The sequence below is a fragment of the Acinetobacter sp. ANC 3882 genome, from assembly GCF_022549545.1.
GTDB lineage: Bacteria > Pseudomonadota > Gammaproteobacteria > Pseudomonadales > Moraxellaceae > Acinetobacter.
In genome coordinates this window covers 112,117-125,423 of the sequence record NZ_JAKZGB010000001.1, presented here as the reverse complement: position 1 = coordinate 125,423, position 13,307 = coordinate 112,117, and the positions used below count along the sequence as shown (strand labels likewise).

13 protein-coding genes are annotated in these 13,307 nt (G+C 37.7%); 6 read left to right on the top strand and 7 right to left on the bottom strand.

The annotated features are described in order from the left end of the window. Positions 1-62 precede the first annotated feature (62 nt). On the bottom strand, positions 63-1,277 hold the full coding sequence (locus tag MMO42_RS00745; protein ID WP_241318769.1) for an aspartate aminotransferase family protein: 1,215 nt from the start codon (positions 1,275-1,277) through the stop codon (positions 63-65). A 387-nt stretch (positions 1,278-1,664) separates the two neighbouring features. Next, a complete protein-coding gene (locus MMO42_RS00740; RefSeq protein WP_241318768.1) occupies positions 1,665-3,077 on the bottom strand; it encodes an alpha/beta hydrolase in 1,413 nt (470 codons plus the stop codon). Between the two features lie 586 nt (positions 3,078-3,663). Here MMO42_RS00740 and grxD point away from each other — a divergent pair. Then, on the top strand, positions 3,664-4,005 hold the full coding sequence (gene grxD / locus MMO42_RS00735) for a Grx4 family monothiol glutaredoxin (protein ID WP_004639270.1): 342 nt from the start codon (positions 3,664-3,666) through the stop codon (positions 4,003-4,005). A gap of 51 nt (positions 4,006-4,056) precedes the next feature. Here grxD and MMO42_RS00730 read toward each other — a convergent pair whose 3' ends face one another. Further along, positions 4,057-4,380, bottom strand: a complete 324-nt coding sequence (locus tag MMO42_RS00730) for a hypothetical protein (RefSeq protein ID WP_241318767.1) — start codon at positions 4,378-4,380, stop codon at positions 4,057-4,059. Positions 4,381-4,459: 79 nt separating this feature from the next. On the opposite strand from MMO42_RS00730, the gene MMO42_RS00725 reads away from it, so the two are divergent. Continuing rightward, the gene (locus MMO42_RS00725; protein WP_241318766.1) at positions 4,460-4,888 is read left to right on the top strand and encodes a guanosine-3',5'-bis(diphosphate) 3'-pyrophosphohydrolase; all 429 of its coding nucleotides are present in this window, start codon (positions 4,460-4,462) and stop codon (positions 4,886-4,888) included. Between the two features lie 55 nt (positions 4,889-4,943). Next, positions 4,944-5,864 (top strand): LysR family transcriptional regulator, encoded by a 921-nt coding sequence (locus tag MMO42_RS00720; RefSeq protein ID WP_005153397.1) that lies wholly within the window; start codon positions 4,944-4,946, stop codon positions 5,862-5,864. Positions 5,865-5,892: 28 nt separating this feature from the next. Here the strand turns inward: MMO42_RS00720 and map are convergent, their stop codons facing one another. Continuing rightward, positions 5,893-6,687, bottom strand: coding sequence for a type I methionyl aminopeptidase (gene map, locus MMO42_RS00715; protein ID WP_241318765.1), 795 nt, complete (start codon positions 6,685-6,687; stop codon positions 5,893-5,895). Between the two features lie 443 nt (positions 6,688-7,130). Here map and MMO42_RS00710 point away from each other — a divergent pair, with 443 nt between their 5' ends. From MMO42_RS00710 to MMO42_RS00700, 3 genes are all read left to right on the top strand, one after another. After that, a complete protein-coding gene (locus MMO42_RS00710; protein WP_241318764.1) occupies positions 7,131-7,775 on the top strand; it encodes an SOS response-associated peptidase family protein in 645 nt (214 codons plus the stop codon). A gap of 110 nt (positions 7,776-7,885) precedes the next feature. Then, the gene (locus tag MMO42_RS00705; RefSeq protein WP_241318763.1) at positions 7,886-9,175 is read left to right on the top strand and encodes a Y-family DNA polymerase; all 1,290 of its coding nucleotides are present in this window, start codon (positions 7,886-7,888) and stop codon (positions 9,173-9,175) included. 97 nt (positions 9,176-9,272) lie between these two features. After that, on the top strand, positions 9,273-9,947 hold the full coding sequence (locus tag MMO42_RS00700; protein ID WP_241318762.1) for a hypothetical protein: 675 nt from the start codon (positions 9,273-9,275) through the stop codon (positions 9,945-9,947). A 140-nt stretch (positions 9,948-10,087) separates the two neighbouring features. Here MMO42_RS00700 and MMO42_RS00695 read toward each other — a convergent pair whose 3' ends face one another. The 3 genes from MMO42_RS00695 to MMO42_RS00685 are packed head-to-tail and all read right to left on the bottom strand — an operon-like array spanning position 10,088 to position 13,305. Next, positions 10,088-10,537, bottom strand: a complete 450-nt coding sequence (locus MMO42_RS00695; RefSeq protein ID WP_241318761.1) for a lysozyme — start codon at positions 10,535-10,537, stop codon at positions 10,088-10,090. Further along, positions 10,537-10,815, bottom strand: a complete 279-nt coding sequence (locus MMO42_RS00690) for a phage holin family protein (RefSeq protein WP_241318760.1) — start codon at positions 10,813-10,815, stop codon at positions 10,537-10,539. The genes MMO42_RS00695 and MMO42_RS00690 overlap by 1 nt, the downstream gene beginning before the upstream one ends. A 60-nt stretch (positions 10,816-10,875) precedes the next feature. After that, the gene (locus MMO42_RS00685; protein WP_241318759.1) at positions 10,876-13,305 is read right to left on the bottom strand and encodes a GDSL-type esterase/lipase family protein; all 2,430 of its coding nucleotides are present in this window, start codon (positions 13,303-13,305) and stop codon (positions 10,876-10,878) included. Positions 13,306-13,307: the final 2 nt, after the last annotated feature.

The following is a 13,307-nucleotide window of genomic DNA, read 5'->3' as shown; positions in this document are numbered from 1 at the left end:
TTAAGAAACAAATTAAAAAAGGGCAAATCAATTGCCCTTTTCTATGATCTCATCTCTATCAATTATGCTTTTAGAAAGTTCTCAATAACTGGAACAAGGCGTTGTAGTAACTCATCCGCTTGCGCTTGTGTCATGTTTAATGGTGGTAATAAACGTACCACTGAACCTGCCGTTACATTGATAATCAACTTATATTCATCACGTGCGATCGCAACCAGTTCAGCACAGTCTTTTGGTAGTTGAACACCAATCATCATGCCAAAGCCACGCACTTGAACATTGTAATCTGCCAATTGTGCTCTGAGCTGATCGACAATATAAGCACCGACTGTAGCAGCATTCTCAACTGCATTTTCGTTTTTCAAGGTATCAAGCACGGTATATACCACACGTGAACCTAACACTGTTCCACCATAAGTTGAACCATGACTACCTGCACCCAGCAAACCGACTGCTTTACCTTGTGTCATGACTGCACCAATTGGAAAGCCATTCCCTAAGCCTTTGGCTGTAGTCATGACATCAGGAATAATGTTGGTGTGTTGATAGGCAAAGTATTTACCTGTACGGCCATTACCTGTTTGGATCTCATCAAGCATCATCAACCAATTATGTTGATTACACAGCGCACGTACATCTTCTAAGTAACTAAATCCTTGTGGTGCAGTATTCACGCCACCTTCACCTTGAATTGGTTCAATCAGGATGGCAACGATATCTGGATGGTTGATTGCTGCTTCTTGAATCGCTTCGATATCTCCAAACGGTACACGAATAAAACCTTCCACCAATGGTGCAAAACCTTCTTGAACTTTTTTATTGCCTGTTGCAGATAATGTTGCCAAGGTACGACCGTGGAAAGATTGTTCTGCGACTAGAATTTTAGGGTATGCAATGCCTTGTTGTGCACCAAACTTACGTGCAATTTTGATCGCACCTTCGTTTGATTCTGCACCACTGTTGGAAAAGAAGATTTCTTCCATGCCTGAAACTTCAGCGAGTTTCTGTGCCGCAGCGGTTTGCCAAGGAATTTCATAGAGGTTGCTGGTATGGACCAAAGTCGCAGCTTGTTCAGCAATCGCTTCTGCAATCACAGGGTGTGCATGTCCTAGACCGCACACAGCAATCCCCGTTAAAGCATCTAAATATTCTGTACCATCTTCCGTATATAGATAAGCCCCTCGTCCTCGTACAAAGCTGATCGCTTGGCGACCGTAGGTTGCCATAAGGTGTGATGGTTGATCAGGTTGCACAGGAGCAAGAGTGATATTAGTCATAACAAACTCAATCTATCAGTAGTTGTGGTCAAAAAAGTTATATAAGCAAAAACTTGCGTAGATTGAAAGCGTAAAGTCACATTTATATAAGAAAAATCTTTATCAATCCTCCGCCAAGCTATTTTTTAGGTATATAATGCGTATATATCTATAAAGATTAGATTTTTAATCATCTTTTTGAATTAGTTAGCATTTTTTTGGTATTTCTACATTAGCTACCTAATATTAACAAAACTGAAATTTAATTTTTTATTGGCTGTTCTAAAACTTTTGGAAATTAGTACTAAATAGTAAATGAAATTTTCGTAACGATAAAATAAGTGCTTTGACATTAACTTTAGAATATTGTCAAAGCACCATTGTTAATTTGAAACCCTTTTTAATTGGCTACTTTGTTTTACATTCGGTTTCTAAGTTGGCATTGATTGGCTTATCTAAGAGAATAAGACCACATCTTTCATTTCCCGTCCAATAAGCATGTTTCCAAAATCGATATTCATCAAACTCACCATGTTTTTGAGGGCCCGCACCAAAGCCAAATTTAGTTAAGTGAACTTGTTTTTTCACTGAGTCAGGAAAAATTGTATCTGCAGCCCGTACCATATTGAACCAACCTCCAGAAGTCCGATCTGTAAAAGATTTAATCGTAGTTAAATAGGTATCTATCCAGATGAGTAAACTACCTCGAGGTACTGAATCAAAAGCTTTTGATTCAGAGAGTTCTCTATATGGATCTAAAGATAAATTATAGAATTCTACTTCTGAATTTTTCCGTAAAATAGGCACTACATTACTTTCAACGTCTTTAAGTGGTGCTGCTGCTCCCATATAAACAATATTTTTGTAATTTAAATTTGGTTTTCTCATAAGAATATTGTTTGCCACCATGCTGCCCATACTATGCCCAATTAGGGTTATTTCAGGTTTGGTAGGTCCTGGTTCCTGGTCTACTTTATCCAAAAATTTTTCTAATGCTGTTTTGGCATCTTCCATTTTAGTAAATGCGCTATCTTTAGTGATTAGTAATTCTGTTCTACGAGAAAGTGAATTCCATGTACCATGGCCAAAACCATCAACAAAAGGAGCTGCTACAAACTTAATTGGATTGACAAGGGATGACAGATTTTTAAAATTTAATCCTCTAGTTTCGCCAGTAATATGAATATGTATTTTTTCATTTTCAGGCATCTTCTTAAGATTCTCTATATTTGTGTGATATGCCGTTTCCTCCTTACTTTCAATACTAATCGGAACTGAAGATTGAGCTAGAACAGCTTCCGTTGTAGCTCTTGGTGCATGTGCAACACTCCGAGCTGTATCTTCTACAAGAATAAATGGAGATGTTAACGGTCCCAATACTGATCTTCTTTCCCCCCCTCTGATAAAGAATAGATGGTCAAGATAATTAGTAAATGGACCTGCTTGCCATCCAACTAAAATAATATAGTTTTTTTCAGTGTCATCATAATTACTTAGAATTTGATTTGCTTTTGCTGTGGCATTTTGGAAAGTATTCAAACCTCCATGAATGAAAATGGTAATTTTACTTTTATCTGATCTTTGATAAGCACCAAATATATTGTTAACGTATTCGTCAACATCTTTGATTACTTTTTTTGAATATGGATCAATCAAGTCTCCATTTTTATTAATGTATATCAAATGGCGTTTTAACTTGTCTTCGTTGACTTTAGCGTATTGCTGATTTTCATTCTTATGGATTGGGATTGAAGAACACGCACCCAATAGTAAAAACGATGTAAATAGTAAAAACGATGTAAATAGTAAAAAAAATTTCATATTATTCTCCAAATTCTAGCTATTATTAGTTGTTAACACTAGCCCCTAAAAATTCTTAAGCTATTTATTCCTAAGAAATTATCTAAGGAATAAGCTCTAAGTTATGCCTTAATATATTTATGTTGTCTATAATCACTGATCTGATTAATTAGTTTTTTATTACACCTCTTGATTTTGTAACTTTTTCAAAAAAAAGGTAGAGGATTAAAACTATGAGAGTTGAGAACTATTTTGAAGATTTGTGCATACACTTTAGACATATATTCACGCATAAATATTGTCCGTTATGGTATGTGCTACCAGCAAGTGTAAAGAAAAAATTTAGGTGTGAAGTACTGAATTCCTTCAGTGATAAATTACTGTCTAAGAATAGCTCTAGTTGAATTGGAATTTCATTGCCATTTGCTTAATTGACAGGAATACTTACTGCAAAACCCTGTGGTAAGTATTTGTTTTCATTAATTTCAATATGTTCGATTTAACCTTTTAAATTAGCTGTTTTTTGACCCTTAAAGCAGTTACAAATCAACTAGATAGATAGACTTAAAAAGTATATAATGCGTGGAGATTAGTTGAGGATCTATCTATGACGGAACAAGCGCGTGATACAGTAGCGTTAATTCGTGATCAAATTGCGAAACACCCTGTTTTACTTTACATGAAAGGCACTCCACAATTCCCGCAATGTGGTTTTTCTGCTCGTGCAGTAGAAGCACTTAGCCAAATTGGTCGTCCATTTGCCTATGTAAATATCTTGGAAAATCAAGATATTCGTGCAACTTTACCTCAAATTGCGAACTGGCCTACTTTTCCACAATTATGGATCAATGGCGAGCTCATTGGTGGTAGCGATATTATGCTTGAAATGTTCCAAAATGGTGAGTTAAAACCATTAGTTGAACAGTACAGCCCTGCTCCTGAAGCATAAGCTGTCAAAGTAAAAGCCAATCAAATGATTGGCTTTTTTATTGGCGTAGATTTAGTTCTTGCTAAAGCCAACGTAACGAAACAACCCTTCCACGCCTAAATCTGCTTTATAAATGTGCATATCGGCATAGTGTGCTTGAGAGACGCTGGCAAAAATATTCATATTTGGATCTTCATGAATTTCATCAACCGACTGTGGTAGAACTTCTTCAAAACGATCAGCAATAAATTCAAAACCTAAATCCATTGCCATAAATAGCGTATGCTCACACGGTTGAATATATTGCTCTTGCTGCCAGTCTAAAACTGCATGCTGGCAAAATGGACAATGAATGTTTTGAGTCGCATCGACAATATTGATGAGTTGGTATGACATAATACTTAAGTGCAAAAAATTTCAGCCAGTTTAAAAGAATATGACGCGCTAATCTATCTTGAAGCGGAGGATTTAGCTGATGGCGACACTAGAACAAGCAATTGCATTTGCCGCGCAACAACATTCAGGTCAAGTCGATAAGGCCAATGTACCCTATATTTTGCATCCACTCAGGGTTATGCTGAATGTACCCAGCATTGAACATAAAATTGTGGCTGTATTACATGATGTCTTGGAGGATACTGAAACAAGCATCGATGACCTATATCGTTTAGGCTTTGAGCCACAGATTATCGAGGCGATTGTTGCACTGACCAAACAAAAAGGTGAATCTCGAATCGAAGCAGCCCAACGAACTGTACAAAATCCATTAGCGCGTGTTGTGAAATTGGCAGATATCACTGACAATATGGACTTATCTCGAATTCAATCGCCAACAATCAAAGATTTTGAGCGAATGAAACAATATCAACAGGTTCGAGATATATTATTAGCCCATAATGTTTAATAATCACGTTTATACTCATTTAACTTGATCACAATAAGCTGGAGTTTATAGCGTAATGCTAACGGATTTAGATGATTTTTATTGCTTTGCACTGGTTGTGGAACATGGTGGCTTTAGTGCTGCGGAACGCGCAACCGACATTCCTAAATCCAAACTCAGCCGTAGAGTTTACAATCTTGAAGAACAACTTGGTGTACGTCTGATTCAACGTAGTTCACGTCATTTTGCAGTGACTGATATTGGGATGGATGTGTATCGCCATGCCCAAGTAATGATGAATGCAGCCCAAGCCGCGCATGATGTCGTCAATCATTTAAGCAGCCAGCCACGTGGTGTCATCAAAGTGAGTGTGCCTGTCGATATTGCTCAAAACCAGATGGCAAAAATCCTACCTGCCTTTTTGAAGAAATATCCTGAAGTTCGGGTGCAGATGATGATCAGCAATCGTCGTATTGATGTGATTAATGAAGGAATTGATCTTGCATTGCGTGTTCGCTCTAAATTAGATGATGATCCGAACCTTGTACTGCGTCAATTTGAAGCAATCGAACAACGTCTGTTTGCCAGCCAAGCCTATTTAAATGAGTTTGGTCATCTCACCACTCCAGAACAATTGGCTGAACATCGTATTATCAGCATGGCAGAAGATCATCTTGACCAACAGTTCTTGTTGACTGGCCCAGATCATCAACAGAAGAAGATTAAAGTAAACCCTGTGATTATGGGTTCAAACTTACTGATGCTGGCTGAGTTAGCCACTCAAAACTGCGGAATTGCATTGCTACCCGACAGTATTGCTCAAGACTTTGTGAAAACAGGACAACTGGTGACTGTATTACCCGAATGGACTGCACCACATGGTATTTTCCATGCAGTTTATCCATCTAGACGCGGTCTATTGCCTGCTGTTCGAGTTTTTATTGATTATTTGGTCGAACAACTCACCCAATGTTCAACGAAAAAAAAGCGCGATTAGAAATCGCGCTTTTACGGATCAGGCCAGCTTAAACGGCTGGATAGTGTCCTGTACCATTCGGCCAAGGCGTTAATAATTCAAAACCATCATCAGTAACAGCAACCATATGCTCCCACTGAGCAGACAATGATTTATCTTGTGTCACCACGGTCCAACCATCATTCAGCTCTTTTACATGTCGTTTGCCTGCATTGACCATCGGTTCTATGGTAAATACCATCCCTTTCTTCAACACCATCCCTTGGCCTTTCTGACCATAGTGCAAGATGTTCGGTTGTTCATGGTAAATACGGCCAATACCATGCCCGCAATATTCACGCACAATGCTATAGCCTTCACGCTGCGCAACGGACTGGATTGCATAACCAATATCACCCAATGTCGCCCCAGGTTTCACTGTATGAATACCTGCCAACATCGCTTCATAGGTCGTTTCAACCAGTTTTTTCGTTGCTGCACTTGGCTCACCAACAAAGTACATTCGACTGGTATCGCCAAAATAACCATCTTTAATCACAGCTACATCGATATTTAAAATATCTCCTTCTTGCAAAATCTTTTTCGCAGAAGGAATCGCGTGACAAACTTCTTCATTAACAGAAATACAGGTCGTCTTGGTAAAACCGTGATAGCCCACATTGGCTGGAATTACCTGCAACGTATTCACAATATAATCATTGCAGATATCATCTAAATATTCAGTTGAAACACCAGGCTTGATATAAGGCCCGATCATTTCTAACACTTGTGCCGCTAAACGACCAGAGATACGTAATTTCTCTAGATCTTGTTCAGTTTTAATGGTCACAGTAGAAGCTCTCATTCGAGATTTTCCTTATTCATCAATCAGATTAAAATCACATGCAGAAAAATAATATGGGGGCTGCATAAAGTATTTCAATATTTGTACGCCTTCCCATTGAAATCTTCAATCTATTTAAGACTAAAAGACCATTTTTATTTTACATTTAATTTTGAGGGGCCGAATAAGGAAAAAAATATATCCTTCTGCATTTTTCGAGTTTTGGAAAGCTTTTCAACACATTAGCTTTACCATGACTAATTATATGATTTTAATCATTTCTTTTTAGTCAAAAATCAACCAAATTTCACATAAATTAGTTTCAAAAGAACGTATTTTTGTTCTAAAAAAGCAGTTAAATATTATTACTAATATATATCAACAACATACAATACTTCACAACTGTTGAGGCGTAAAACAGGAGTAATATTAAACCAATTGAAGGAAAGAACAATGGAGTAAAAATGTGCGCAAACTATGAACCCATATCAAAAGACAGAGTTCAGCTTTTAGATTTGCTTGAACCTACTTTTGACTATAAGACTGATATCTATCCAAATTATGCAGGGCCTATCCTCTTTTCTAAGAAAGGTGATATTGAATGGAGACTTGCTCGCTTTGGATTGGTTGCGCCTTGGGTCGAAGATTTAAAGAAAGTTAGAAACACATATAATGCAAGAACAGAGACGATAGCAACAAAGCCATCATTCAGAAATGCATGGAAGAAGAATCAGTTTTGTCTCATACCGGTTGAAACAATATTTGAGCCGAAGTACATAGATGGCAAGCCACATTGGTATGGGATTTATAGAGAAGATCAAATGCCCTTCACTGTCGCTGGCATCTATGAATATGCAGTGGTGAATGGTGAAGAAATCAGATCAATGAGCATGCTCACAATCAATTCTGATGATCACCCTTTTATGAAGCAGTTTCATGCACCTGAAGATGAAAAGCGATCTATTATTGTGATACCAAGGGATAGACGTAACGATTGGCTTAATTGCTCACATGAAGAAGCTAGAGACTTTTTCTTCGAGATGCCAGTTGATGAGTTCACAGCAGCACCTAAGAAAGATTTGGATAAATTCCGACCAAACGCACACTAAACAGCGACACCAAATGTCGCCCTTTTGTTTATCCACAGTTTTTTAAATTTGAATTCACAAAGACTCAGTTCTAACATTTATCTTGAATTTGTAACTTTTTCAAGATTGCTATGCGTGACCGAATCTTTGCCCTTGTCGATGTGAATAACTGTTATGTCAGTTGCGAGCGTGTTTTCAATCCGAAACTGAACAATAAGCCAGTTATTGTACTCAGCAATAACGATGGCTGTGCCGTTGCACGTTCTCAGGAATCCAAAGACTTAGGTATTAAAATGGGTGCGCCATTATTCCAGATCAAAGACATTGTTGAGCAAAATAATGTTGTAGTGATGTCGAGTAACTATGCCCTATATGCTGAAATGAGTCGCAGATTTCACAATATATTGGCTGGATTTGTGGCGAACAATGAGGTTGAGCAGTATTCAATTGATGAGTGTTTTCTAGACCTCACATCTTTTGAATACTACAGGGACCTTGTTCAATACGGGCATGAAATGAAGAATGTTCTCTGGCAATGGTTGGGCTTGCCGGTATGCGTTGGAATTGGAAGAAGTAAAACAGAGGCGAAGATTGCAAACCACATCGCAAAGAAGAATAAGCAGTTCAATGGGGTTTGTGATTTAGTGCGCATGGATCCATGCAACAAGGAGGACTATCTATCTAAAATAGATGTGAGTGAGGTTTGGGGAGTTGGCAGGAAGCATACTAAGAAGTTGCAATCCATAGGGATTAATACAGTAATGGACCTAGCTTGTAGTAACCCAATTCAGATGCAGAAGCTATTTAGCATTGTGATTGCAAGGACTGTAAATGAGCTTCAAGGTGTATCATGCATTGAGATTGAAGATACACCACCAAGTAAAAAACAAATTATATCTAGCCGGTCCTTTGGTCAGAAAGTGACAGAACTTCAAGATTTAAAAGAAGCCATTGCAATGCATGCTCAAGATGCATGTAAGCGATTGAGAGCGGATAAATCATTGTGTGGATGTATTCTTGTTTTCGCTCAATCAAATCCATTTGATAAGAATGTACCCTTTTATAATAAGTCCGTTTCTTTTGCCTTTCCACAACCCACAGATTGCGTTACAGACCTCGTTCGTGCTGTATCTATTATGATTACCCATGTTTATAAGCAAGGCATATTATTCAAGAAATGTGGCGTTGTTCTGACCTGTTTAGAGCCGAAGTCATCACACATTTATGATCTGCTAACTGATATGAATGAAGTAGAAGAAAAAGAAAAACTAATGAAAGCGTACGAAGGGATTCAAGAAAAGTTTGGGAAGAAAAAAATTAGTGTTGGCCCTTGTTTCATTCCCAATCGTGGCTGGTCAATGTCACGCGATAAACTGAGCAATAATCCTTTCACTTGGTCAGGATTATTGAGAGTGAATTAATTTTTAAATTAATTTATGATGCTGTATTAGAAATAATTTGAAATGCTCACTTGGTTAGAGCGAAATTAACATTAGTGATTGGTATAGTGTGGGAATAATGAAGAAAAGTGTATTAGGCAGAGCAATATGTATTACAGGATTTTTAGTATCACTTCTTTTAATATTCATTTTTATAACATTCTGCTTACATTGGCACGATAGCAACACTAAAGCCTTAATTGATTCTTTATCAACAGTCTCTGGCATTTTTGGCGGTGTAGCTACTTTAGCTGCAGCAATTATTGCTACTTCTCTATACAATAATTGGGTGGACGAACACAATACAACAATAAATTCGAGTAAAGCCCTAAGTATATTTATTTTAGTTGAGAATTTTAATTTGAAAATTTCAGATTATTCAAACTCTGCCTGCAATGTGAATAAATTAAATAAAAGTTTTAATGAAACCCATAAATCAATATATGATGAAGAAATATCACTATTAAGAGACATTCTTGGGTTGAAGAAAATACGTAATGACATAATTGTCGAAGTAAGAGCCTTTACAAACTTGGTTGAAAAATCTCCAAAAGATTTGGGGGTTGAAGAATTCAGAGAATGTTTCGATAATTACTTTAATTTCGTAACCGAAGATTACATTGAAAATGGGAAGAAAATGGATGAAAATTTCATAAGTAAAACCAAAGAATTTAAAGAACAAATTGCAAAAGAATTATCAAATATTCAGTCAAAACTTAAAGATTTTATCATTATCAAAAACTCAAAAAGTTAGTCTAGGAATGCTTCATCAAATAACTTTTACACAAATACCAATATAAACATTGTTATTGATCGTATGTGCTGTGCATCCTGAAAACAGAAGACACAGCACTGTGACAAGCGAAGCAAGTTTTGATCGTTGGCACATATAAGTTACTTCTTTAGAAATAAATCTCTTTCAGCTTCACGTCTTCGCGTTAAGCCTCTTAGCTCTTTGCCTCCTGCTTTATTCCAGCGTGTGAACTGTGCCCTAGCTTCACGGTATTGCTTTTGGTTTAAAAGCTTTAACAATGTTGAGCCTGCAAAAGCACCTGTGCCAATGTTATAAGTTAGAGACACCAAGGCATCGAATTGGTTTTGAGATAAAGGGACTTTCACCAGGTTATTAACGGATGCTTCAAATCGTTTTAGATCGTGGGCAAAGTACGACTTGGCTTGATCCAAAGTACATGAATCGCCTTTCTTCACTTTAGTACCATTCGGATAAACTGTAGTGCCGGTGCCAATAGTCCAAACACCAACGCCATCATCATAGGCTTTAAGTCTCGTACCTTCAAAACTTGCAATCAGATCAAGACCAACATTACTGGTTGTTTTGCTCATTACCCACCCCACTTATTGGCACGATTTTTTAAATATTGTTCAATGAAGGAACTGCCCAAAATGCCCAATGCACTACCAGCACTTAACAACACAAGCGGGCTAATGTCAGGAATTTGAAGTAAAAGAAATCCAGCTATTAATGATGTTGCAGAACCAAGAATTGTCCTGCCTATCACTAAGCGGAATGTTAGTTTTTCAGTTGATACTAGTAGCTTACCCATACCAATAAGCCCTCCAACAATGATTAATGTTAGTGCCGTCTTTTCATGGTCTTGCATTCACTTTTCTCCAGATAATAAAAAAGCCCTAGCTAGTGCTAAGGCTTGTATTGCGTTTATTTACAGTGATTCTAAGAACACTTTCATATGATCTGCCATTACACGCTGACCTGCATCGTTTGGATGTAAGCCATCAGGGCTTGGCTGTCCTGGAGCGGTGAAATAGTAGTTGTTAGCCGCTGGCACCCACACTGGCAAGTTGCTAGTTTCATATTGGTTTAGAACAGGCAAAGAGTAATGCTTTGCATATTTTACCAACATGTCACAAATATCCTTGAGTGTGAAACCAAGAGAGTTCGGAGTTGCATTGCTTCCCCACTGACTTAACGCAGGAATCGGGGTAAGAATTGCAAGCTTAGCTAATGGGTACTTAACCAACAAAGAATTGATTACATAGTTCATTCGCCCAGACAAGGTCTCAGTATCATTACTCAAGAATGGTCCCATTGGGTATGTTTTACTGAAATCATTCACACCCCAGAACAGTGTAATAATGTCAGCTTCTTCTGTAAGAGTGTCTGCCACATTTAAACGATTCCAGAATCCAGATCCACTAATACCTTTATTGTAAACAGTCATTCCACCAACATCTTCTGAGATAAAGTCGTGGTAGTTTTTGTTTGCTCTAAAGTTTTTCTCAGTAATCGAATCACCAATTGCAATCCACTTCTTACCTGTTAGTTTATTGAGGGTAGAAGCTGCAAGCGAAATACCATTGAGCTTATTAACCTTTTTAAGAGTCGGTGTGTCAGGAGTTGGATTAAGAATCTGAATTGTAGTGGAAATATCGAAACTTAGAGAAGGCAGTTTAACTGTTAGTAAAGCATACTCAGCAAGACTATCTACTGGAATGGTAAATGTCTTATAAGTTGCTGATACTGTAGTTAGAGTTGCCAGTCCTAAAGTTGGACCTACTGCCATACTGGCATCAGCTCTTAACGCTACAGCAAAAATACCGCCTCGCAAGTCAGGAGCCTTAATATGATAAGTAACCCCTTTTTGCACTTTGATTTGAGTCAATAGCGCACCAGATGCAGTAGCAATAGATCCACTTACATGAACATAAACATCGGGCTTATTAGTTGAAGGATTGTATAAATTACCAATCGCTTCCATGTTGTCAGTAGTAAATGCAGTTAAACGCAACTGCTGATCAATTAAGTCAGCACCATTGATCTTAATGGCATGTTTATCTACTGCTAATAGGTTGCTTGTTACATGCAAAGTTGAAATGAAGTTCGTATTAGCCAGTTTCAAGTCAAATGCTAAATACCCTGCCTCAGCAACATCTACTCTTAAAACACCTGCACTCACTACAGTTCTAGTTAAAATTGTGTATGTTGTAGCATTGGCAGTAGTTGAGAACCCAACTGGAAAAGAACCAGCTACTAGATCAGCACCATAATTCTTAAAGTAATAAGAACCCACTGTTACAGGGATTGCCATGTATGCAGTTGCAACTTGAGCTGTAACAACTCCTGATGAATTTACATACTTGTCAGCAATAATTGCATTGCCAGCCATCAAATTAGATTGATCATAACCAACAGCATTACTGAATTTACTATCAGTGTAGTTAGATGCAGTATTGATCGCCTTGGTCATATCTTGGGTAATCCAAGGTGACCATACTCCTGAATTTAATCGACGTAAGAAAGAATATTCATGAGTATCGTAACGCTGATATTTCTGATTGTTGGATGAATCAATAACTGTCAACCAACCACCTGATACTATTGGGAAGTTGCGCTCAAGTGCTGCATAACTTGATGTTGGAGCAAACCAAACCCCACCTGTTGTGAAGTTATTTAAATCAGATGTAAGCTCAAAAATTACAGGTTTAAAGTACTTATTGGCATCAGCATAGTCTTTAGCCTGCTGAACTGGATCATAAATTGACTTGGTAAAGTTAGTGCCATCATATTGATAGTCACCATTATTAGCTGGCGTACTATCATTTGTGACAGTTACTTTTGACTTGGCAGGAATATTGACTTTGTCAGCAACCATGGCCGCATAAGTAAGATATGCGCGATTCCCCACACCATTAGTATTGATTTGAGTTTGTAACAATGCCTCTGCTGTGGTTGCCCGTGTTGCTTCATTAATGATGCTGGTATTCAAAGCAGATTCAGCAGCCATTGCTCGGGTTGTCTCAACTTGAATAAGACCTTGAGCACCCGCAACACTAGAAAATTGGATTGAATTAAGTTCTGTATGAATAATTGACTGATTTCTATTTTTAATCGCAATCGAGCAATTGCTTTGATCAATAAAAATCTTGGAAATTACACCTTCATTAACCACAAAACCATTGCGAGTTCTGATTGGCTGAACTGCAGGTAGAGTCTTGGCTTCATCCCAATAGACAGAAACTGGAAATACTTGAGGATCTTTATCTTTTTCACCGACAAAAATAAAGCCCTCATTAAGAGGGCTTCCGTCGATATCAATAAAGGGCACATGTGGGCTTATAACTAGGTTTGTCATCT

Excerpts from the sequence above, each read along its gene's own strand:
- MMO42_RS00690 (WP_241318760.1), bottom strand. The coding sequence starts at position 10,815 with ATGCAAGACCATGAAAAGACGGCACTAACATTAATCATTGTTGGAGGG.
- MMO42_RS00685 (WP_241318759.1), bottom strand. The coding sequence starts at position 13,305 with ATGACAAACCTAGTTATAAGCCCACATGTGCCCTTTATTGATATCGAC.
- MMO42_RS00705 (WP_241318763.1), top strand. The coding sequence starts at position 7,886 with ATGCGTGACCGAATCTTTGCCCTTGTCGATGTGAATAACTGTTATGTC.
- MMO42_RS00745 (WP_241318769.1), bottom strand. The coding sequence starts at position 1,277 with ATGACTAATATCACTCTTGCTCCTGTGCAACCTGATCAACCATCACAC.
- MMO42_RS00730 (WP_241318767.1), bottom strand. The coding sequence starts at position 4,380 with ATGTCATACCAACTCATCAATATTGTCGATGCGACTCAAAACATTCAT.
- MMO42_RS00710 (WP_241318764.1), top strand. The coding sequence starts at position 7,131 with ATGTGCGCAAACTATGAACCCATATCAAAAGACAGAGTTCAGCTTTTA.
- MMO42_RS00720 (WP_005153397.1), top strand. The coding sequence starts at position 4,944 with ATGCTAACGGATTTAGATGATTTTTATTGCTTTGCACTGGTTGTGGAA.
- MMO42_RS00695 (WP_241318761.1), bottom strand. The coding sequence starts at position 10,537 with ATGAGCAAAACAACCAGTAATGTTGGTCTTGATCTGATTGCAAGTTTT.
- map (WP_241318765.1), bottom strand. The coding sequence starts at position 6,687 with ATGAGAGCTTCTACTGTGACCATTAAAACTGAACAAGATCTAGAGAAA.
- grxD (WP_004639270.1), top strand. The coding sequence starts at position 3,664 with ATGACGGAACAAGCGCGTGATACAGTAGCGTTAATTCGTGATCAAATT.
- MMO42_RS00700 (WP_241318762.1), top strand. The coding sequence starts at position 9,273 with ATGAAGAAAAGTGTATTAGGCAGAGCAATATGTATTACAGGATTTTTA.
- MMO42_RS00740 (WP_241318768.1), bottom strand. The coding sequence starts at position 3,077 with ATGAAATTTTTTTTACTATTTACATCGTTTTTACTATTTACATCGTTT.
- MMO42_RS00725 (WP_241318766.1), top strand. The coding sequence starts at position 4,460 with ATGGCGACACTAGAACAAGCAATTGCATTTGCCGCGCAACAACATTCA.